This is a genomic window from Microbulbifer mangrovi, assembly GCF_002009015.1.
In the GTDB taxonomy this organism is placed as follows: domain Bacteria; phylum Pseudomonadota; class Gammaproteobacteria; order Pseudomonadales; family Cellvibrionaceae; genus Microbulbifer; species Microbulbifer mangrovi.
This window is the reverse complement of sequence record NZ_LZDE01000336.1, coordinates 18,768-40,831: the sequence shown is the minus strand read 5'-3', so window position 1 is coordinate 40,831 and position 22,064 is coordinate 18,768. Positions and strand designations below refer to the sequence as shown.

Annotated in this window: 15 protein-coding genes; 12 read left to right on the top strand and 3 right to left on the bottom strand. The window is 56.4% G+C overall.

Going from position 1 to position 22,064, the window contains the following annotated elements; genetic code table 11:
• Positions 1–41: 41 nt before the first annotated feature.
• The 3 genes from B4U49_RS14780 to B4U49_RS14770 form a co-directional block, all read right to left on the bottom strand.
• Positions 42–1,487, bottom strand: a complete 1,446-nt coding sequence (locus tag B4U49_RS14780) for a lytic polysaccharide monooxygenase (RefSeq protein ID WP_078085376.1) — start codon at positions 1,485–1,487, stop codon at positions 42–44.
• 237 nt (positions 1,488–1,724) lie between these two features.
• Complete coding sequence (locus B4U49_RS14775; RefSeq protein WP_143735686.1) at positions 1,725–4,676, bottom strand: DUF6531 domain-containing protein; 2,952 nt, start codon at positions 4,674–4,676, stop codon at positions 1,725–1,727.
• A 383-nt stretch (positions 4,677–5,059) separates the two neighbouring features.
• Positions 5,060–5,935, bottom strand: a complete 876-nt coding sequence (locus B4U49_RS14770; RefSeq protein WP_239692655.1) for a Stp1/IreP family PP2C-type Ser/Thr phosphatase — start codon at positions 5,933–5,935, stop codon at positions 5,060–5,062.
• A gap of 197 nt (positions 5,936–6,132) precedes the next feature.
• Here B4U49_RS14770 and B4U49_RS14765 point away from each other — a divergent pair, with 197 nt between their 5' ends.
• From B4U49_RS14765 to tssC, 12 genes are all read left to right on the top strand, one after another.
• Positions 6,133–6,975 carry a transposase gene (locus B4U49_RS14765; RefSeq protein ID WP_239692654.1) on the top strand — a complete coding sequence of 281 codons (843 nt, stop codon included), beginning with the start codon at positions 6,133–6,135 and terminating at the stop codon, positions 6,973–6,975.
• Complete coding sequence (locus B4U49_RS14760; protein WP_078085374.1) at positions 6,972–8,483, top strand: type VI secretion system contractile sheath domain-containing protein; 1,512 nt, start codon at positions 6,972–6,974, stop codon at positions 8,481–8,483. Before B4U49_RS14765 ends, B4U49_RS14760 begins: the two co-directional genes overlap by 4 nt.
• Before the next feature lie 5 nt (positions 8,484–8,488).
• Positions 8,489–10,282, top strand: a complete 1,794-nt coding sequence (gene tagH / locus B4U49_RS14755) for a type VI secretion system-associated FHA domain protein TagH (RefSeq protein WP_078085373.1) — start codon at positions 8,489–8,491, stop codon at positions 10,280–10,282.
• Between the two features lie 83 nt (positions 10,283–10,365).
• Positions 10,366–10,953 (top strand): type VI secretion system lipoprotein TssJ, encoded by a 588-nt coding sequence (tssJ, locus tag B4U49_RS14750; RefSeq protein ID WP_239692653.1) that lies wholly within the window; start codon positions 10,366–10,368, stop codon positions 10,951–10,953.
• 63 nt (positions 10,954–11,016) lie between these two features.
• On the top strand, positions 11,017–12,354 hold the full coding sequence (gene tssK, locus B4U49_RS14745; protein ID WP_078085371.1) for a type VI secretion system baseplate subunit TssK: 1,338 nt from the start codon (positions 11,017–11,019) through the stop codon (positions 12,352–12,354).
• Positions 12,355–12,356: 2 nt separating this feature from the next.
• Complete coding sequence (icmH, locus tag B4U49_RS14740; protein ID WP_078085370.1) at positions 12,357–13,214, top strand: type IVB secretion system protein IcmH/DotU; 858 nt, start codon at positions 12,357–12,359, stop codon at positions 13,212–13,214.
• Positions 13,215–13,266: 52 nt separating this feature from the next.
• Positions 13,267–16,806, top strand: coding sequence for a type VI secretion system membrane subunit TssM (gene tssM, locus B4U49_RS14735; RefSeq protein ID WP_078085369.1), 3,540 nt, complete (start codon positions 13,267–13,269; stop codon positions 16,804–16,806).
• 11 nt (positions 16,807–16,817) lie between these two features.
• Positions 16,818–17,483, top strand: a complete 666-nt coding sequence (gene tagF, locus B4U49_RS14730) for a type VI secretion system-associated protein TagF (RefSeq protein WP_078085368.1) — start codon at positions 16,818–16,820, stop codon at positions 17,481–17,483.
• A 391-nt stretch (positions 17,484–17,874) separates the two neighbouring features.
• Entirely contained in the window at positions 17,875–18,597 is a 723-nt protein-coding gene (locus B4U49_RS14725) for a hypothetical protein (RefSeq protein WP_143735685.1), read from the top strand.
• 64 nt (positions 18,598–18,661) lie between these two features.
• Positions 18,662–19,930 (top strand): type VI secretion system protein TssA, encoded by a 1,269-nt coding sequence (gene tssA, locus B4U49_RS14720; protein ID WP_078085366.1) that lies wholly within the window; start codon positions 18,662–18,664, stop codon positions 19,928–19,930.
• 47 nt (positions 19,931–19,977) lie between these two features.
• A complete protein-coding gene (gene tssB / locus B4U49_RS14715) occupies positions 19,978–20,496 on the top strand; it encodes a type VI secretion system contractile sheath small subunit (RefSeq protein WP_078085365.1) in 519 nt (172 codons plus the stop codon).
• The gene (gene tssC / locus B4U49_RS14710; RefSeq protein WP_078085364.1) at positions 20,496–21,983 is read left to right on the top strand and encodes a type VI secretion system contractile sheath large subunit; all 1,488 of its coding nucleotides are present in this window, start codon (positions 20,496–20,498) and stop codon (positions 21,981–21,983) included. Before tssB ends, tssC begins: the two co-directional genes overlap by 1 nt.
• Positions 21,984–22,064: the final 81 nt, after the last annotated feature.

The window sequence follows — 22,064 nt, the reverse complement described above, 5'->3', positions numbered from 1 at the left end:
ATGCCGGGCGATTTCGTTTCGAGCCTAATTTCACGAGGCTATTACAGTCTGATCCAGGCATCTCCCCAATTGCTGCCGGTGCCCGGCGCATAGTGATAGGGGCTGTTGATATTGCACCACTGGCCCTCGGGAAAAGGGCGGCACTGATAGCGTATACCATCACTACCCAGTACAACGGTTTGCCCCGGTGTATAGCTACCAATACCCTCCGGGTAAACGTGATCGTAGTCATTACCCCCGGAGGACTCCGGTGTGTGGGTGATGCTTACATTGCTGCTGGCACTGGCTTGATCGTCAGATACGGTGAGCTCTACCACCACATCCTGGGTCGCGGCAGGTGCACTCAGGTCCAGTACCACATCCTGTTCGCCAACCGCGCTGAGGGCGGCGCCGTTGCCACTGACCACCTGCCAGTGGTAGCTGAGTGTATCGCCGTCGGGATCGCTGGAATCGGCTGCCGACAGATTGACCGTGCCCGCGCCGATTACGCTGTCAGGAGTGGTGCTGATTACTGCTATGGGGGCCCGGTTTGTATCTGCTGGCTGGATATCCACTTCATGGTTCAGGTTCAAATCCGCCTGGGTATACACGCGGTTTTCCGATGCACTTTGCACCGGTGTAATGGTGTCGCTGGACGGGTTGAGAATACCGATGCGTGCGTACTGGGACTGGGAATTGACGGTATTGGCGAAGGCGAGGGCCCAGGCATCGGCGGTGGCATCCTGGTCTATCTGCAGGGTGATGGTTTCGAGGTCATTGCCGCTGCTATTGAACAGCCGCAGGCGGACCTCACTGCCCGCCGCGAGGTCAGAATATGCCTGCAAAGCCCCTTCGTCGGCCCACATGCTGGGACTGCCGTCTCCGAGAATCACATCGGTACAGGTATAAAACGCTTCCGGGCTGTCGGATCGCTGCCAGGTGGTGTAGATCACATGTTTGCCGGTCAGCTGCGGCAGGGGACAATTCAGGGTGTAACGCTTGTCCGCGCCCACCGGTACATTACCCAGGCGGCAGAATTCAAACAGGTCTCCCCATTTCAGGGGCTCGTCACCGGTATAGCCCGAGCGGGTAATGTAGAAAACCCATTCATTGGTCGAATGGGGCGCAGTTGCCCAAAAAGTAAAATCGAAGGTGCCATCCGCTTTGGGGGTGATCGGCGTTGCCTGCCAATCACTGCGTGCCAGGTCCATACCAGCATATTTGCTGCGTCCCCCCGAACACAGTTGGCCATCCGGGATCAGTGCGCGGTGGTCACCGGCGGCATTGGCCTGATTGATCTCGTTCCAGTCATAGAACTGTTGCGTGCCGCCGATAGTCTTGGCCGCGGCACAGGCGGGGTCGGATGGGTTTTCCGGATTGTTCAGGAAGCAGTTGTAAATACGGCTTTCCGGCACTTCCATGGTGCCATGGGCGTGGGCATCGATACCGGAAAGGGTGCACAGTGTGAACAGGGCTAGCGTTCGCGAAAACACGGTGGTGTGATTCATGACAGATTTCCTCAGATTTATTGTTGATTATGTTTTCGGGGCAAAGGCAGTGCGGTCCATGCAGCATAAATGACAGCGCTGTCTTGGCGTTGCCATGCTAAAGGAGTTTGTCGGCACGGTTGGGGAATGGGGCGTCAAAACTTGTGGCACCCCGACTGGTGCGGACCAGTTGTGTGACGGGGTGCCAGTTTTATAGGGGGTACGGAATCGTCGACTAGGATCCGCGGTGCGCTGAAGTCAAAGGCTCTGGTCGGTGAGGGATTCCGTATTTGGGGCCAGATCCGCACTCGAGCTCCGGGCGGCCCTTGTGTCCCGGTGCAGGGCCATCAAGCGGCCCTGGCCAATATCCAGGGGCGCAATGGTGGCAGGTGAGAGGACAGTCGGCGAGAGGCTGCTGTCTCCGGGTCCATCGGTGGGGTGCCAGTAGCAGAACGCGCGATATACGAGCTGGGTTTCCACATCGAAGATACCCTCCTGGCCGCGGTAACTACCGGGGCTGCGTACTGCATTCGCTGCCGGTTCTGATGTATCCCTTTGCCAGATTGGTTCGCTCTGTCCACCATCGTCCAACAGCGCCAGTAACCGTCCGCAATCATCCGTGACATAGTACTGCAGCTGGTTGAGCGCACTATCTGATTCGCTGGTGCTATCCGAAGTATCGAGCGCGCGTGCCACCGGTGTTGTCCTGGTGGGGTGGTGGAGGTAGTGGCAGCTACTCTGGTGTCCGTCGCGCTGGGTCACTTCACCCCACAGGCTGAGGCCGGACCAGTGGCTGAATACCCGCTGTTGCCGCCGCGAGCGGCGGTGAGTACTGATTTTGCCAACCCGGCGCCCGAATGGATCGTAGTGAAAATAGGTTTTGAAGTCGCCGCATTCGGCACTGTGCAGGAGACCCCAGCCGTCGTACTGGTAGTGGTAGTGCGGCGCCTCGCGCTGGCCATGGCGAACTTCTTCGACCACATTGCCACGCGGGTCGAGTTGCGTCTGTCCGTCGGCGGCGCGCACCACAAACTGTCCCGGTAGGGATGGTATGCGAGCGGGCTGCAGAGCTTGCAATTGGTGCCGCCCGTTCAGTGTGATTACCTGTAGGCGGCCGGTTTCATATTGCTTGACGACCTCGTGCTCGCCCAGGCTCCACGTCTCTTGGCTTTCCTGTCGCTCGCAGCGCAGCACCATCTTGCCATTGGCATCGATACCGTAGAGGTCCCCGCAAGCGGCAAAGGTGTAGGTGACGTTGAGGCTGTCGGAACTTGAGCTTCGCAGCCACCCGCGGCTGTCGTACTGGTGGTTGATACTGAGGCTTTCGCGGCGGTTGTCCTGTTGCAGGTCACGGTGTTCGGCGATCAATAAATCGCGCTGGTCATAGCGGTAGCGCAGGGTGCAGCTGTCATTTGTCGCCTGAAGCAGGCGTCCGTGAATATCGAAATGGAAGCTGCACTGCTGCCCGTTATTGTTGCGGATCTGATGCAGGGTGCCGGTGGTGTTGTACTCCAGATACCAATGGTTATCGCTGTCGCGGTATTCCGTAACGCGGCCACTGTGGTCGTACTGCCATTCCCGCTGCTGATGATCCCCATCGCCAAAAAACTGGCTCAGCTGGCCGAACGCATCGTAATGCCAGCGGAAATGCGATTCGCCGGTGCGCAGACCGGTAAGTTGTCGGCGCGGATTGTAATCCAAATCCCAGGATAGGCCCGCAGCAAAACGGATGTGTCGTACCAGACCGCGCTCGTCGTATTGCCACTGGAGTCGGGTTTCTCCGTCGCATTCGATAGCACAGGGGCGGTGGTTGTCATCGCAACGTAAGGTATAGGTTTTTGTCCCCTGCGTGGCGCCGTACAGGGTGCCGTCGGCATCGTATTCCCAGCGGCACGAGACTGCTACGCCGGCACTAAATACCGTTGGCCTTCCGCGCTCGTCATACTGCCAGTGATATTGCGTGTCACCGCGTTGTAATTCCCGCAGTTGCGACTGTGCGTCCCAGTGCAGGTTCACGCATCCCTCTTCCGGGTCTTTCAACTGTCGCAGCTGGCCCTTTTCATCGTAGTCGCAGTGCCAGTGGTTACCCGCTGGGTCGATCACCTGTGCAGGCAGCGGGTGATCCTGATAGGAAAATTTCCAGATGGCAGTGGGGCCGTCGGAGCTGCTTACACCGGCAGCCTGCAATCGACCCTGAACATCGTAAATATAATGTTGGTCTACCCCGTGGCAGGTACGGCGCACCATCCTGCCAAACTCGTCATGACGAAATACGGTGTCTGATCCAGCGCTGTCCACTTGCAGGCACAGGTTGCGGTAGTGATCGTAGCGCCGGCGGGTTTCACGCCCACTTTGTCGGCGGCAGATGGCATTACCGAGAGTGTCAAACTGCCACTGGATATCGTGCTGATCGTCACTTGCAAGTGTGCACGTGCGTCGACCGGCGGACCAGCGCAACTGGTGTTGCTGTTGATCCACTCCGAGCAGGTGACAGCGATCTATACGATCATAGGTAAATGTGAGGTGGCCAGCATCTGCGCCGTGTAACTCGCAGAGTTGATCCCCCTGATAGCCGTAGTTTTCAGTACTGCTTGGTGCGCAATTTTTGGCGGGACTGTAACTGCTGGTGGCAGTGCATAGTCGCTGCCCTTCGTCAAACTGGTAACGGCACAAAGGCGCATGATCTGCATTTCCGGGCAAATCGGTAATTCCCTGGAGAACACCTTCCCGGTAAACAAAGTCGAGGGTGCGTCCCCAGGATGTCACGATCTTGTGTGGTCGTCCGTCCTGATAATCGATCGTCAGCGTGTTGCCAAAGGCATCCCTGATCTCGCTCAGTGGCACATTGCGACCGGCACCATCTGCACGAAAAATTTTATCAGGCTGATCGAATGCGGAAATACGGAAGCTGTGCAGACTCTGGCGAAGCAGGCAAAGTCGCTCGCTACGATTGAAACTACCGTGTCCGATAGCAGGGAGGTCAAAAGCGATGCTGCGACCTTCGGCAGTGTTCAGTATGACCTTGTTATTACTGTCGCTGCCGTTCTCCGGCAGTTGCAGGTGCTCGCTGAGGGTATGCCGCCATCCGTTACCTAGCCCCTGATTGTCATCGGCACTCTGCCGGTAAAAGCGCTGCCAGGAAAATCTGAACGGCCCCGGCAGAACAAAATCAGTGCGTGAAAAAGCGACCTCTCCATTGGTTGCAATCACATGACCACAAACGGAAGTGCTCTGGCAAATTGTTGGCAGGAGCTCCCCGCGAAAGTTGGTGCCCGGATAATTGCAGAACTGGATTGGTGTGGTATCGGGAAGATGAAAAATAGCCGGGCTGAAAAAGTTTGCCAGGCTGTAATCAGTCGGTCTGATAGCTGGTGCATTCGGCCACAGCGGGTTTTTTACTTCAGTTGGTACTGCCGTTCCGGTTTTGGGGGTGCGCAGCCACCGGCATATGCCAAAAACATCGCCGGGCGATCCGGGCTGTCGCGGCGGAGCGATGTCAGCGAGAACAGAGGGAATAAAACCGACCAGACTTTCCGGTGTCATTTGGTTTGCTCATTTAATACGTAGTGGGCCGAAGCTTGAGGCAAGGGCGCTCAGCGCTGTGTCTTTCTGACAGTGATATCTTCTTTTTGCTTCGGTTTTAGCGTTATCGGGTCCCCGGAGAATTCAACAACCGCATCCGTACGATTACAGAATTCGATAATTCCCGCGCTGATATTATCGCGCCCACCGCGCTGGTTCGCATCATCGATAAAGTGGTACACACATTCCAGTGCAGGACGATAGGTCGCCATGACGCGTTCTATGGCGTGGTCACTCAGGTATTCCGTCAGGCCGTCACTACACAGTAGAAGTAGCGCGCTCTCCTTCAGTGTCCAGCTGTTGATGGTGGCTTCCACTTTATCGGAAACACCCAGTGCGCGGGTAATATGATTGCGCACTTGGGACGATAGTGCCTGTTCTGGAGTCAATTGCCCGGAATCGATCATCTCCTGGACCACGCTGTGGTCCTTGGTCAATGGCTGCAGGCCGTAGTTGTTCCACAGGTAGGCGCGAGAATCACCGATATGCGCCACCACCAGAAAATCCTGCCAGATTACAGCGGTGACCAGAGTGGTTCCCATATGGGAGAACTGCGGATGGGTCTCTTTCTTTTCGAGAATTTTCCGATTGGCAACACCAATGGCGTCCACCAGGGCTGCGCGCAGCATCAGCTGTTTTTGCTGAGGGGAGCAGGAGAGAAAAGTCGAGTTGAGCAGGTCTTCGAGCTGGGCCTGAAGGGTGTCGGCTGCAATACCGCTCGCCATAGCGCCGCCACTGTATCCGCCCATGCCGTCTGCGACGACGACATAGGCAAAGGGGTGTTCATCGCTACTGTGGCAGCGGATGCTGTCTTCATTTTCCTCTCGCACCTGGCCGATATCGGTGCGTCCGTTGACAGCCAGCCTGATGGGCTCCATGTCTGTCATTACTCCATGACCTGTCCGTAAAAACGAGATTCCGTTCTGCTCGCGAGCGAAATTCCATAAATGTAATCACTTAATGTTAACTTGCTAACGAGTAACGTTTGAATTTTTTTTAGTGGATTTGCAATAATGCCAACCCTTACCCAGTAACGGATGCGCAATTGGTACGATTGTGCAAATTAAAAGGAATTATCGGCAAGATGCCCCGTCTCCCGAGACTCAATCTGATTGATATTCCCCAGCATATCGTTCAGGTAGGCCACAACAACCTGCCCTGTTTTTATGGTGAGGAAGATTATCAGTTCTATCTGACCAGCCTGCGCAATGCAGCAGACCAGTATCGGGTCGAGGTGCACGCCTACGTATTGTTGCCGAATATGGTCCAGATCATTGCTACCCCGCGAGTGCCCGACGGTATTTCGTCGATGATGCAATCGTTGGGTCGGCGCTACGTGCAGTTCGTAAATCACAAGTACAAACGTTCCGGTACGCTCTGGGCGGGGCGCTACAAGTCCAGCCTGATTGATTCCGATGCGTACCTTCTTACCTGCTATCGCTATGTGGAGTTGCGGCCCCTGTACCTCGGGTTGGCAGATTCCCTGGGTGCTTATCAGTGGTCTAGCTTCAATCATCACGCAAGCAATGAAGAAAGTGACGTAATTACCGATCACCGTCTTTACCATGAGCTGGGAGAGTCTCCACAGCAGCGTGCCGAGGCCTATCGCAAACTTTTCCGCTATCGCTTCGATCGACGGCTGCTCGAGTACATTGCCGAAACCATCAAGCTGGGGCAGATACTCGGAGGCGACGTGTTCAAAGACAAGATCGAACAGATCGCTAACCAGCGGGTGCGACCTCTGAAGCGGGGTAGGCCGCGGAAAAATAGCAAGCGCAATAGCACCGCAGATACTCCGGTTACCGCTCGTGCCGATAGCGCTCCGGCCGTGAATGCAGAGTTGATGCCGCCGCTAAAAGAAAAGTCAGAAGAGGTGGGACGTGCCACCGGGGAAGGAAAAGCAGTGACTATGGATACCGGCGTATGAGCAGGGCGGCGTTAAACACCTCGGGAACGATTTTTGGCGAGCACAGTGAGGGCGATCACGGCTCCACTTTGCACCATGGTGCCAAATTAAAGGTTGCGATACTGGGTGACTTCAGTGGACGCGGCAGTTGTAAGCAATGTGATTCGGGCAGTATTGCCACGCGTAGCGCGCATCGATTGCGCAAGGACAATTTTGAACTGCTGTTCGAGCAGTTACAGGTAAGCATCCGCCTTCCGCTGATGGATCAGCCATTGCATCTGCTGGAGTTCGACGACCTGCACCCGGATTATCTGTATCAGCGGGTGCCGCTGTTCAAGAAATTTATCGAGCTGGAAAAGCAGCTGCTGACACCAGCGGACTTTTCCCGTGCCGCCGATGAAATTCAACAGTGGCGACCGGAGCTTGCGGCACTGGATACACCTTCGCCCAGTGCGGCAGGTGGACTGTCAGCGCGCTCAATGCTGGATGCCATTCTCTCCGGGCAGACATACCAGGAGGAATACCAGTCCAGTGCCACGGGGCAAATCGATCAACTGATCAAAGACATCGTTGCCCCTTATGTGCAGCAAAAACCCGATGCCAACCAGAGCGTATATCTGGAAGCGGTTGCCCAGGCTGCCTCGGAAGCCATGCGCAAGATCATGCATCACAGTGATTTTCGCCAGATAGAAGCCAGCTGGAGAAGCCTGCATCTGCTGCTGCGCCGTCTTGAAGATCATCCGGGCCTCGAGCTCCACCTGATTGATATCAGCAAAGAAGAAATTCTGGCGGACCTGGCCCAGGCGGAAGATGACCTGGAAGAATCGCAGTTATTCCAGCGCCTGGTCGCACGCGAGGCGGTGGCGGGGGGAATGCCCTACAACCTGATCCTGGGAGATTTCTTTATCGAGGATGAAGAGCGGGATCTGCACATGCTGATCGACCTGGCCACCATCGCCCAGGCGGCAGGCAGCGCTTTGGTGATGGGTGGCGACAGTCGCCTCGCCGGTTGTGCAAGTCTCGCAGGCTCCATGGATCCCGACGACTGGCACTATCCGCTGTCAGAAGAGTTTGCCAGCAGCTGGCAGGCCGTGCGCGAATACGATGCCTGCGCACATGTGGCGCTGGCCGCGCCCCGATTCATGTTGCGCCTGCCTTACGGCGCGGACACCGCCCGTACCGAGACTTTCAAATTTGAAGAACTCACCCCGGAGCTGGGGCATCAGTACTATCTGTGGGGCAACGGTGCCTATCTGCTGGCGCTGTCCCTGTGCAGCGAATTTGTCACCCGCGGCCAGCCCGGTGCCGTCGCTTCTGACATCTACTCGGATCTTCCCCTGCACTTGCGGCGCCTGCCCCAGGGGCAGTGGATGACCCCCTGTGCGGAAGCGCTGATGACAGATACAGGCGCGGCGCGTTTTCAGTCTGCCGGACTTTCTACCCTGCGCTCAGTGCAGGGCCGGGATGAAATCCTGTTGCCAAAACTACAGTCCCTTGCCGGAACCCCGCTCAGCGGGCCTTGGAGTTGAACGTCATGGATTTAATGCTATCTGTGGTTGCCGACCCGGAAGGCGCCAACATGATCAAGCACACCAAATTGTTCAGTAGCGCCGGAGGCAGCTTTGGGCGTGCCGACAGCAACGACTGGGTGCTGCCCGATCCACAGCGTGTGGTTTCTTCGCGCCATGGGGAGATACAGTTTGCAGACAACCAGTTCTATCTGGTGGATCAGAGTACCAATGGAACCTATCACAACCAGTCTGGCGACCCATTGGGCAAGGGGAACCGTATTGCCCTGAACGATGGCGATGCAATTACCCTGGGTGATTACCAGCTGAAAGTGAGTATTCGGCAGGACAAGGCCGACGCGGGGTTGCCCGATGGCCTTGGTGGCGCTGACTTCCTTGATAGTGCGGATCGGACCACATTCAGCCCCGCGGCTGCGGCAAAAATGCAAACCGCTCAGGAGGCCAAACAGCTCGATAGTTGGCTGGAACCCGCGGCGGGTAATACCAGGTCAAGCCCGGGCACCAGCACGGGTGGTAATGGTAATCCAAGTGGTGAATGGGGATATCTGACCGGTGGAAACTCCGGTGATTCGATGGATGGCTTTCTCGGTCAGGATGCGCCCAGTGATCCGCTGGAGATGTTGAATGCTTCTGGTGCGGGCGGTCTCGCCGCAGATCCCCTCGGTGCTTTCCCTGGCAGTGCGCCGGCCGCAGGCTCGGGTGATCAGTGGGGAGATGATGATGCCTGGTGGAAAGAGGGCAGCTCGGAGGATCACGCTCCCGCGCACAATCACGCGATGCAGTTTTCCATACAGCAGCCTGCGCAGGCCACGCCGCAAAACCCTCCCGCAGCGCCACCGAGCGGATTGGTTCCCGATGTGGCCCCGGTGCAAGCACCCCCGGTAGCGCCCGCACATGCGAACCCCATGGGAGGAGTCGAGCAACATCAATCTTTCGGTACCGCACCGGAGACCCCGCAGCCCTCCATTACGCCGGAGTCGGCCGCCCCGGCTCCCGCAGCGAACAATCCCTTCGCTGATTCTCTCTCGGCACTGGTAAGCGAGCAGGTACAGGGTGCGCCGGGTTTTGATGCGCCGGCGACACCTGCGATGGAGCCACCAGTGGCCCCTGCTGTTGCCGCACCGCCGGCAGCTGGTGGATTCGCGGGAGCTTCCCAGCAGTTTGCGCCTGTGCCGGCGCCATCGCAGGCTTCGCAGCCGCAGCCGCAGCCGCAAGGCGCCGTCCGTGGAAGCAAGCTGGTGGAAAAGCTCGGTCTTAATTTGAGCGCCGAGCAGCTCGAGCACCTGGACCAGCAATCCGCAGAGATTATCGAAGAAACGGTATCGCGCCTGATCGACCTGTTGCGTGCAAGGACCAGTATCAAAAATGAACTGCGTGTACAGCGCACCATGATCCAGACAGAAGCCAATAATCCACTCAAGTTCAGTGCCAGTGCGGGTGATGCACTGGCCGCGATGTTTGCGGGCAATGGCGCATTCCTGCAGCCCGTGGAAGCGGTGCGTGACAGTTTCGACGATCTATCGGATCACCAGGTAGCGGTGCTCGCCGGGATGCGTGCCGGATACGATGCAATGCTGCGCTTTTTCAGCCCCGAGAGTATAGAGCGACGCAATGGTGCCCAGGGCGGTGTCTTTTCCAGTAAAGGGGCGCGCAATTGGGACAATTTCGTAGAGATGTACCGGCAGCTGGTGAGCGATCCAGAAGCGTGCTACCGGCGTCTGTTTGGTGATGAATTCGCATCGACTTACGAAAGTCAGTTATCCGAGCTCAAGAGCGCACGCAGTTTTGGCAAAAGTTAGTAACAGAAGAAACGCTTTTTCTAAGGCCGTAATAACCAAAAGGTACCCGCGAAGGGCTGCCAGAAGAGAATATGGAGATCGCTGTGGAAAGTAAAAAGATTGTTCAACTACTGGTAGTCGTGGCTCTGGTCGTCGGACTTGCGGCCTGCCAGACAACGCGCCGCACACTGAATCTGGATACCAGCATTGCCCTGGCGGTGGAGATAGAAAATGACGTAAATCCGGATAGTGACGGACGTGCATCACCGGTAGTTTTACGGGTTTTCATGCTTGCCGATGACCGGCAGTTTTCGCGGGAAGACTTTCTGAATCTGTACGAGAATGCCGATTCCCGTCTCGGTAAAGACCTGATCGATACCATCATCCTCAAGGAGTTTGCTCCGGGCGAACAGCGGATCGAGCAGCTGGCATTGACCCCCGAGGTCAAATATATTGGTCTGCTGGCGGAGTTTGTCCAGTACCAGGATGCCGATGCGCTGATGCTGTTGCCGATTACCGACCACAAAAAAAATGAATACGCGATCACCCTTGAGGGCACGCGCATGGCCTCCACCGAAGCTCTCGATATGCGTCGGCGCGCCGCACGCGAGGAGCCCAAAAAAGACAAAACAGTAACCATTTCCAGTGCCGAGTACGAACGTCTGCGTAAACTGCAGCAGTCCGGAAAATAATTCTGAAAATCGATCCTATACAATCCGCAAGGCTTCAGCCTGGCGCCGCAACAAGGACAGCGTATGTCGGCGAATAATAAGGTTATCTGGAGCGAGGGAATGTTCCTTCGTCCGCAGCACTTCCAGCAACAGGACCGCTACCTGGAGCAGCTGGTAGAGGCCCGCACGGGCGCCCTGGGGCCCTATACCTGGGGACTGATTGAACTGGCCATCGACAGCGAGCCACTGGCAATGGGAAAAATTTCGCTGTCCCGGATCAGCGGTATTTTCCCCGATGGTACTCCGGTGTTGGCGCCAGAAAATGAAAACCTTCCGGATGTACTGGATGTTCCGGTAAATACCCGGGATGAAATTGTCTACCTGTGCGTGCCGATGAAACGGCCGGGAAGCCAGGAATCGGTCAGGGATCAGGAAGATTTCCCGCAGGCGCGCTACCAGGCAAATAACTTCGATGCACGCAACAGTGCCTCTACTTCCGGTGAGGCCGCGCGAATTCAGGTGGGGAAACTGCGGGCTTGCCTCAAACTCGGCAGCGATGACCTCAGTGGCTATGCGGCAATCGGTATCACCCGCATTCGCGAGCGTCAGCCGGAAAAGCCGGTTGAGCTGGATCCCGACTACATTCCTCCACTGTTGAACGCCGATGCATCTCCAGTCATCAAGGCGTATATCGAAGAAGTTAAGGGTTTGCTGGATCACCGCGGTACCGCACTGGGGCACCGCCTGGCGGACAGTGGTCGCAGCGGTTCCGCCGAGATCGCGGATTATCTGTTACTTCAGGTAATCAACCGATTCGAGCCATTGCTCAAACAGGTTACCGGCCAGCCGCGGCTGCATCCGCATAGCCTGTTCCTGGAGCTTTTGCAGCTCGCCGGTGAGCTCTCGACATTTACCGCCGCCAACAAGCGGCCGCCGGAAATCCCGCGTTACATGCACGAAAACCTGCAACAGAGCTATGTGGGGCTTTTTTCCGCCCTGCGACAATCTCTCTCCACGGTACTCGAGCAAACCGCTATCGCCATGGATCTGGTGCAGCGCAAGTTTGGTATTTATGTGGCGCCGATTACCGATCCATCCCTGGTCAAGACGGCGAGCTTTGTGATGGCGGCAAAAGCGGATATGCCCGGAGACCTGCTGCGCAGCCGTTTCCCCAGCCAGGCAAAAGTCGCTCCGGTGGAGGCCATTCGCGAACTTATCTCCGCGCAGCTGCCGGGTCTTTCTATTCGTGCATTGCCGGTCGCACCGCGGCAGATTCCCTACCACGCCGGTTTTACCTATTTTGAACTCGAGCGCACCGGAGAACTGTGGCAGGCGATGCAGCGCTCCGGTGGTTTTGCGGTACATCTGGGAGCGGAGTTTCCGGGCCTGACCATGGAACTGTGGGCGATAAGGAATAACTGAAAATGAGTAACGATGCTTATTCAGCGCCGGGCGCTGCAGATCGCACAGTGATGATCCCAACGCCGGGGGCAGCTGCCCCCGCGGGTGGACGCTCCCCTCAGCCTCAGCAACCCGCTGCCCCGGACATGGCCGCAGGTGACCTGCGTATCCGCAACAGCCTGAACCCGTTGATTTCCGCCGCGTCCAAAGTACTCGGGGCCATCGTCAAGCTTCGCACCACCATGAATCACGCCAATGTGCCGGACCTGCACAAACGCCTGACGCGCGAGATCCAGAGTTTTGAGCGGGAAGCCAGGCAGCTTTCGCTGTCTCAGGAGACAGTGCTGACCGCGCGATATCTGCTGTGCACGGTGGTCGATGAAGTAGTGCTGTCCACGCCCTGGGGGACCGCGAGTGGCTGGAGTCAGCATTCCCTGTTGAGCCTGTTCCACAAGGAAACGTTCGGCGGTGAAAAATGTTTCCTGATCCTTCAGCGCACGCTGGAAACCCCAGGGTCGCATATTGAATTGCTGGAGCTGTTTTACCTGTGCCTCAGTCTCGGCTTCCAGGGAAAGTATCGTCTGGCGCAGCGCGGTCACGAGCAACTGGAACAGATCCGGGACAACCTGTATCGCACCATTGAAAGCCATCGCCCGGCCATGGATCGGGATCTCTCTCCGCGCTGGCAGGGATGTGTGGATCGCAAGACAAAGCTGATCCAGTACGTGCCCCTGTGGGTCATTGCCAGTGTGGTACTCGGTGTGCTCGCGGCAACCTTCAGCGGGTACCGCTGGTGGTTGTACCAGAGCGCAACGCCGGTAGCAGAAGAGATACAGGCGCTGATGCCTGAATCGCAGGAAAACATTGCGCAGCCGCGCTGAACACGGTTGCTGATTGCCCGGCGCAGAATGGTCGCGGGGACTGGAGTAATTCATGAAACGACTGGCGAATTTTTTTACCAATAAATGGGTGCTGGGCCTGATCGGCCTGTGTGCGCTCTCGTTGTTGATCTGGTTTGGTGCCGATTACATAAAATTTGGCAGCGATAATGCGACCCTGTCCACGGGCGTCCGGCTTACCATCATCGTATTTATATTTGCGATCTGGCTGGTATGGAACCTGAGCCAGTGGCTGGTAGAGCGCCGTCAGAACCAGGCGCTGATCCAGGGTATTGAAGAGTCGCAGGAGGACGAAGCGGATCCGGATCAGGAGCGCAGCCGTGAAGAGCTGAATGCACTGTCCGAACGTTTTCGCGATGCCATGCAGGTGCTGCGCAAGGCGCGTTTCAAATCCCAGCGCGGTAACGTGTCCCTCTATCAGCTTCCGTGGTACATCATCATCGGCCCGCCCGGATCCGGTAAGACGACCGCGCTGGTCAATTCCGGCCTCGAATTTCCGCTCGCACAGAGTCATGGCAAAGAGGCTCTGGGTGGTGTAGGCGGTACGCGGAATTGCGACTGGTGGTTTACCAACGATGCGGTGCTGATCGATACCGCCGGGCGCTATACCACACAGGATAGCCACCGCGTATACGACAACAGTGCCTGGAAAGCCTTCCTGAACCTGCTGCAGCGATATCGTCGGCGCCGTCCTATCAATGGTGTGCTGGTTGCGGTCAGTTTGCAGGATCTGATGGTGCAGACTACCGAGCAGCGCGTACATCAGGCCAAGACTATCCGCGCGCGTATCAATGATCTGCAGCAGCAGCTGGGAATCCGCTTCCCGATTTATCTTACTTTCACCAAGTGTGACCTCGTTGCCGGCTTCAGCGAATATTTCGACAACCTTTCGCAGGCCGAGCGCGAGCAGGTGTGGGGAATCAGTTTTCCGGCAGAGGCACACACGGGGGCGGGTGCACCACTGGATGACTTTGTCAGCGAGTTCCAGGCGTTGATCCAGCGGCTCAATCAGCGGGTCCTGTGGCGTGTGCATCAGGAGCGCAATGTAGAGAAGCGCGCTCTATTACAGGGTTTCCCTGCGCGTATGGAGAGCCTGCAAAACGTATTGTCCGATTTTGTGAAGCAGGCATTCAGTGCCAATCGCTACGACACCGTACCCATGGTACGCGGTGTGTACTTTACCAGTGGCACTCAGGAGGGAAGTCCGATTGACCGGATGATGGCCTCAGTGAGCTCCGATTTCGGCCTCGAGCGCGACGTGGCGCAGCGATTCCAGGGGGTGGGCAAGAGTTATTTTCTGCATCGTCTGTTGAAAGATGTCATTTTCCCGGAAGCCGATCTGGTCGGAGTGAACCGCAAGGTTGAAAGTGTTACCCGTTGGCTGCGCGGCGCGGTCTACGTTGGATCCGCCGCGGCTTTTGTCGGTGCTCTATTCTTGTGGACCGGCAGTATTGCGCAGAACAAGCGGTATATGGGGGAGGTCCGCGACAATATTGCGCTTTACGAGGAAGCCAGGGAAAAACTGGGGGACCGCAAAATCTCACCATTGCAAACCCTGGAGCTGCTCGAGCCACTGGAGGCGGCTTCTCGCGTGTATCAGAAAGAAGAGCACCCCTGGCTGAATAATCTCGGTCTGTACGATGAACGAGTCGATGCCGCGGCGGATCGCCTTTATCGCGAGCAACTGGAGCTCACCTTCCTGCCCGCATTGCAGCGTGCACTGGAGCAGCGACTGGTAAAACTCGACAGTGCAGATCCGGCACTTACCCAGACGCTGAAGACCTACCTGATGCTGTTTAATCCGGAAAAGCGAAGCCTCGAGGATTTGACCGCGTATTTCAGTGATGAGTGGTCGCAGACACTGTCTGGCGAGGCCGCTAAACAGCAGCAGATGCTGGCACATCTGGAGCGTCTTTTCTCCCGGCCGCTGCCGGAAAATCTCGAGCCCAATGAGCGGGTAATTGCAACGGCGCGACAGCAATTACGCCGTATTCCGGTACCGCAGCGCCTTTATGCGCAGATGCTGCGCAGCGACCTGGGACAGACACAGATTGACCTCTACGGTGAAGTCGGTGGAGACACTGCACAACTGTTCGGTGTTGACCCGGGTGACAGCCGTTTTCATATCCCCTACCTGTATACCAAGGCCGGTTATAAAGAACTGGACTTCGATGCGGATTCCCCGCTGCTGGATCAGCTGGCGGATGAACGCTGGATATACGGTGGCGATCTAAGCGGGGAAGATTTCAATGAGGAGGACCGCAAGCGACTGGGTGAGGATGTCAAGCGCATCTATCTCGGTGAATACCAGCAGCGCTGGCAGCAGTTCGTTTCCGGTTTTTCAATTCAGCGATTCCAGTCTACCTCTGAGGCACTGGATGTGTTGTCTAAACTCTCCGATCCGGTGTATTCACCCCTGCTGGCCATTGCTGAAATCACGTCGGACAACACGGCGCTGACCCCGCGTCCAGAAGTGCCCGTAGATGCGAGTGGCGTACCGCTACCGGTTTCCAGCACGACCCGTCGCCTCGGCTCTGCTGCGGTCAGTGGCGCTGCCAGCAAACTGGCAGAAAAATTCCAGCCGACGGTGGTAGACCTCAGGTTTGAGGAGCTGCAGAGACTGACGCGCAGTGAAAAAGGCCGACCGGCTCGTGTACAGGATTACCTGTCCAGTATCACTCAGCTGCAGGAGTATCTGGCGGAAATCGACAGCGGTGTAGATACCGATGAGGTTGCGTTCAACAAGGCCAAAGCACGCTTCAGTGGCGCCGGAGATGCAATCAAGCAGCTGCGGGTAAAGGCCGCCAATGCACCGGCACCCTTTGATGATTGGCTGGAAGAGATTGCAGATAGCACCTGGGGATTGGTAATGGCCAAAGCCAAACGCCACACCGATCGCGTATGGCGGGAGCAAGTGTACAGCGTGTACAGCCGAAGCCTGGCGGATCGCTTCCCTCTCCGAGCCGGTGGTAATCAGGAAACACCGGTGATGGAGTTCAACAAGTACTTCAAGCCCGGTGGTATCGAGCAGCAGTTTGTTCAGGAATACCTGAAGCCGTTCGTGGATACGCGCAACTGGAAACTCAAGGCTCTGGAAGGGCAAACCCTGGGGATTTCCAGTGGCGCACTGCGCCAGATGCAGCGTGCGGAGCGCATTCGAAAAACCCTCTTCAGCCAGGGCGAAGAGGCCGGATACAGTTTCCGTATAGAGCCGACAAAACTGGATTCCAGCGTGAGGTTGTTTGCCCTTGAGCTGGGCAGTCAGCGAGTTCCCTACTCACATGGTCCGCGTACTCGCTCCAAGTTGGACTGGCGTGGTGGGGAAACAAACCGCGTGCGGATTCTATTTGAGGATCTGAATGAAACTGTGCATCGACAACATTTCGAGGGCGACTGGGCCTGGTACCGCTTGTTGCTGAATTCGGAGCTCGAGTCTTCTCGCAATGGCTCTGAATATCTGGTTACTTTCCGCGAATCCGGCCGCTCGGCACAGTTCAGGCTTTCTGCTGCCGGTGTGAGTAATCCCTTCGATCAAGGTTTGCTGGGCGGCTATCGCTGCCCGCAAGTACTTTAAGCGGTGCAGATATGTCACACAGCGGATTGTTTGGAAAACTTCCGGGACATGGCGACTTCATTCAGCGGGAGTTGCCGGCAAGTTTTGTCACTCCCTGGGACGAATGGCTGCAGCGCGCAGTGCACGGTTCCCGGGAGTTGGTAGGTGATCGCTGGTTGGAGTATTACCTGACAAGTCCAATCTGGCGGTTCGCAATGAGTCCCGGTGTCCTCAACCAGCAGGGCTGGATAGGCATTCTGGTTCCCAGCGTGGATAGTGTAGGACGCTATTTTCCTGTCACCTTGGCGGCACCGTTGGAAAATGGCGCGAATCTATTTTCCGTACAGATCGATGCAGGGGAGTGGTATGAGCAGGCCTCCGCACTGGCGATAGACGCACTGCAAAACGCACTTTCTGCTGACCAGGTGTTGGACAGGTTTCCGCCACTGGTGGATTTGCCGGGCAATGCACTCGCTGCAGACAATGATGGCGATCTGTTATCCCTGAGTGGTGCTTCGAGGATTTCACAGCATTATCCGTCGATGCTCGAATTTCTCGTGAAGGAAAAACATAACAGCTTTAGCCTCTGGTGGTGTGAAGGTTCACAGCACCTTGCCCCGACCTCTCTGTTGAGCCCGGGACTGCCAGACCCGGGGAATTATTGCGCAATGCTCGGTGCGCCGAAATTGCACTGGTGAGGGAATTAGCAGAGTCTTCTGTCTAGTTGGTATTAGCGTACCAATAAAAACTCGGTTTTTCTGAGTAGATACATTTAAATCGGTGTTCAAGCGGAATTCTATTCCGATAAAATAATGGTTTGGTGTTTCAGTAATCGGTACGGGCGTACCGTTTGCACGGCCGGATTGCGGGATTGCATTCGTTGTGCGTCGTTACCAAATAACGCAAACACTACTGTGTGGTTTGTGGAAGCTTTTTCAGGTCGGACATTGATGTGCGACCTCGCCGGGGATCGCCGACAGGCACCCGTGGCAGCACGTTCAGGGATTGAAAATGTTAGCGAGGCAATGCCAGGTAGTCTTTACCGGTGTTCTAAGGGAAGGGTTTGATCGTCGGCAGGGAATCCGGTTGTTGGCCGAGAAGTTCGGCCTGGATTTTACCCGGATAAAAAAACTGTTGAATGGTAAATCTACCGTCGTAAAAGTCTGTGACCAGGTCGCAGAAGGCGAGAAACTGGTGCGGGCCTTCTGGGCAGCCGGTTGGTGCGCTGAGATCCGATGCACCGATAAAACCGTTTTGGAATCCACAGCCGTCAGATCTCCATCTACAACGGTCAGGCTGAACGCTACGGATGGTAGTTGTTCCGTTCACGTGCCGAATGACTGGCAGGTATTTGACGATCTGAACCAGCGGGCAGTTTTGCAGGCGGGTAGCCTGGATAAGAATGAATTTTTAGTGGTGCTCCCACAGAGAGTGGAAGACTTTCCTTCTGCACCAACGGTGGAGGAGTACTGTCAGGCGCAGTTATCCCAGTGTGCTGCGCAACTTTATCTGGCATCGGTTAGTAGCCCTGCGAAGCAACTGCAGGTCGATGGCGGTACAGGTTTTTTTGGCGAATTACTTGCCGAAGTCGACACAGTACCGGTTCAATACCTGGTTGCTTGTATTGGCGGTGGTGAAAAAATCTATACCCTGTTCCTGTGGAGTGAACAGAGTGTATTTTCAGAGCGCAAGCACGAATTCGATCAATTGATCTCCAGCTTCTCGTTCATAACGGAAGCGGATTCGCCTAAAACAGCAAAAAATCCGGAGATCGCTGCAGACGATGTCCCCTCTCGGGTGGCTCTGGCCTGAAAAATAGATAAACAACAGGCGCGTAGAAAAAATTGTCTACGCCCGATAATGAAAAGGAATTTTCATGGCATTTCCGAATGCGATAGAACTGGATTCTCTTCTGCAGGATATTCCTGGCGAGCAGCGGCAGGGTGAGGATATCCGCGCAGATCGCTCTCCCACCTCCGATTACTACACCATCAAGGATGCCCGAAACAGCGCGCGTGCCGCCGAGCGCTCGGCGATGTTCGACGAGAGCGACGCCGACCTGCTTGCACCATGGCGCGAGGTGGCAAAGACAGCGCAAAAAATTCTCAAGGAAAAGAGCAAGGATCTCGAGGTTGCCAGCTGGTATACCGAAGCGCTCATTCGACTGCACGGTTTTCCCGGATTGCGCGACGGATTTACTCTCATCGAACGGCTGATTGCGGAATACTGGGATGATCTCTATCCCGAACCCGATGAAGACGGCATCGAAACAAAGGTAGCTCCGCTTACCGGCCTCAACGGCGATGGCGCAGATGGCACCCTGTTGATGCCGATCCGCAACGCAGATATCACTCCGGAAGGGGATTACGGTAGCTACTCCTTCTTCCACTACCAGCAAGCCCGGGATGCAGACAAGATCGCCGACCCGGATGCCAAGGCGGCGCGGGTGGAAACGCTCGGCTACAGCATTGGTGAGTTTGATGCCTGTGCCACCCCGGCGGCGCCGCAATGGGCCTCGGATCTGGTGGAGACGCTGGAAGAGTGTCTCACCAGTTTCAAGGCCACCAATGCTGTGCTGCGGGAATCCTGCGGCAGCGATGCGCCGCCCTCGACCAATATCACCAGCCTTCTGGATGAGGTGTTGCGCACCGTCCGTTTTGTCTACAAACCGCAGTTAGAGTCACTTGCCGCGGCCGAAGAGCCTGAACCCGTTGAGGCGGATGCCGGGCAGACACCCGCTGCCGCTGCTGAGAATGGAGGAGTCGCGATGCAGATGGTCGCTGTACCCACCGGTGCTATCACCTCGAGGGAAGATGCCCTGAAATTGCTGGAAAAGGCCGCGAAGTACTTCCGCACATACGAACCACATACACCGCTGGCGCCTGGCCTCGAACGACTGATTGGTTGGGGCCGGATGACCGTGGCTGAGCTGATGGGCGAACTCCTGCCGGACGACCAGTCCCGCGCCATGTATTCACAGCTGACCGGTGTGCGACTGGATGGCTCCGACAGCCAGCGCTACGTGGCACCACCTGTTACCCAATCTACCCCTGCCGAGCAGCCTGCTGCCAGCACCGAGTCTCAACCCGCCCAGGAAGATGCGGGCTGGGGGGCTCCGGAGCCGACCGCAGAACCCAGTTGGTAAATCCCTAGAAAACACCACGATTCCTGTATTGAGGAAAGGAGACCCAGATGTCCGAGAGTATTCACAACAAACTGAAGCGTGTGCGTAAGCCGCGTGTCCACATTACCTATGATGTTGAAACCAATGGTGCGGAAGTAAAAAAAGAGCTGCCTTTCGTGACTGGCGTCATGGGTGATTACTCCGGCGACAACATGGAAAACCGCAAGGCATTGAAAGAGCGTAAGTTCGTTCAGATCGATCGCGATAATTTCAACGATGTGATGGCCAAGGTAAATCCGAAACTCGAGCTGCAGGTGGAAAACACCCTGTCTGACGACGGCAGCAAGATGGCGGTAAACCTCGATTTCAATCACATGGATGACTTTACTCCAGAGCAGATCGTGGAACAGGTTGAGCCCCTGAAACAACTGCTGGAAGCGCGCAGCAAACTGCGTGACCTGCTGAGCAAAGCCGACCGCTCTGAGGAACTGGAAAAAGTTCTGGAAGACATTCTCCAGAGTACTGAAAACGTCACTGCAATCTCCGAGCAGCTGGGGCTGGGAGAAGACAAGGGAGAGGACGCGTAATGAGCACCGAAGTTGAAAATGTAGCGGAACAGGAAGCGGAAGAGCAGTCGGTAAGCCTGCTGGAACAGGCTATTTCTGCGACCAAGCAGACTCAGCCAGACGAAGCTCAGGACCTGATCGCCAACCTGACTCAGCAGGTTTTGCAGGGAACCGTCACCTGGGATCGCAACCTTACCCAGACCGTCAATAAAGCAGTGGCGGCAATTGATGCGGCAATGTCCAAGCAGCTCGCTGCAATCATGCACGATGAGAAGTTCCAGAAGCTTGAGGGCTCCTGGCGTGGCCTGAACCATCTGGTAATGAACAGCGAAACCGGCGCGACCCTCAAGGTCCGCATGATGAACATTACCAAACGCGAGCTGTTCCGCGATCTGGACAAGGCGGTTGAGTTCGACCAGAGCCAGACCTTCAAAAAGATTTACGAAGAAGAGTTCGGTACTGCGGGTGGCGAACCGTTCGGCTGCATGATTGGCGACTTCGAGTTTACCAGTCACCCGGAAGACATCGAGCTGCTGAGCAAAATGTCCAACGTGGCGGCGGCCGGTTTCTGTCCGTTCGTCTCCGCTGCTGGTGCGGGTATGTTCGGCTTCAATGATTTCACCGAGCTCTCCAAGCCCCGCGATCTGGGCGGCATCTTCGAGTCCGGTGAATACATCAAGTGGCGCAGCTTCCGCGATAGCGATGATTCCCGTTTCGTTACCCTGGTGATGCCCCGCACCCTGGCGCGCACCCCGTACGGTGCCAATACCAAGCCGGTTGAATCCTTCAATTACGAAGAGTTCGAGGTAGACGAGGACGGTGTCTCCCGTCCGGCCAATCACGAGCAGTATTGCTGGATGAATGCCGCATACGTGATGGGTACCACCATGACCAAGGCATTTGCTGAAAACTCCTGGTGTACGGCGATTCGCGGTGCCGAAGGTGGCGGTAAGGTAGAAGGCCTGCCCACTCACCTGTTCAAAAGTGATGATGGCGACCTGGACCAGAAATGCCCGACCGAAATCGGTATCACCGACCGTCGTGAAGCGGAGCTCAGTGCCCAGGGGTTCCTGCCGCTGTGTCACTACAAGAATACCGATTACTCCGTGTTCTTTGGTTCTCAGAGCACCCAGAAGGCGAAAGTATTCGACGACCCGGATGCGACCGCAAATGCCTCCATCTCCGCTCGCTTGCCCTACCTGATGGCAACCTCGCGTATCGCCCACTACCTCAAGGTAATGGCGCGCGACAAAGTGGGCAGCTTTATGGAAGCTGGCGATTGTGAGCGCTGGCTGAACAAGTGGATCTCCCAGTACACCAACTCCAACCCGGATGCGAGTGCCGAAATGAAGGCGAAGTATCCCCTGGCAGAGGCGCGGGTAGAGGTGAAGGAGATACCAGGTCAGCCCGGTTGCTACAGCGCCGTTGCATACCTGAAGCCCTGGCTGCAGATGGAAGAGCTCACCACTTCCATGCGTATGGTGGCCAATATCCCGAGCGCAGGGTAATTGGCGAAGGGCCGATCCTTTGATCGGCCCTTTTTCCACCAGCCTCCGTCTGTTAACACACCTCTCATACCCACTGGGGAG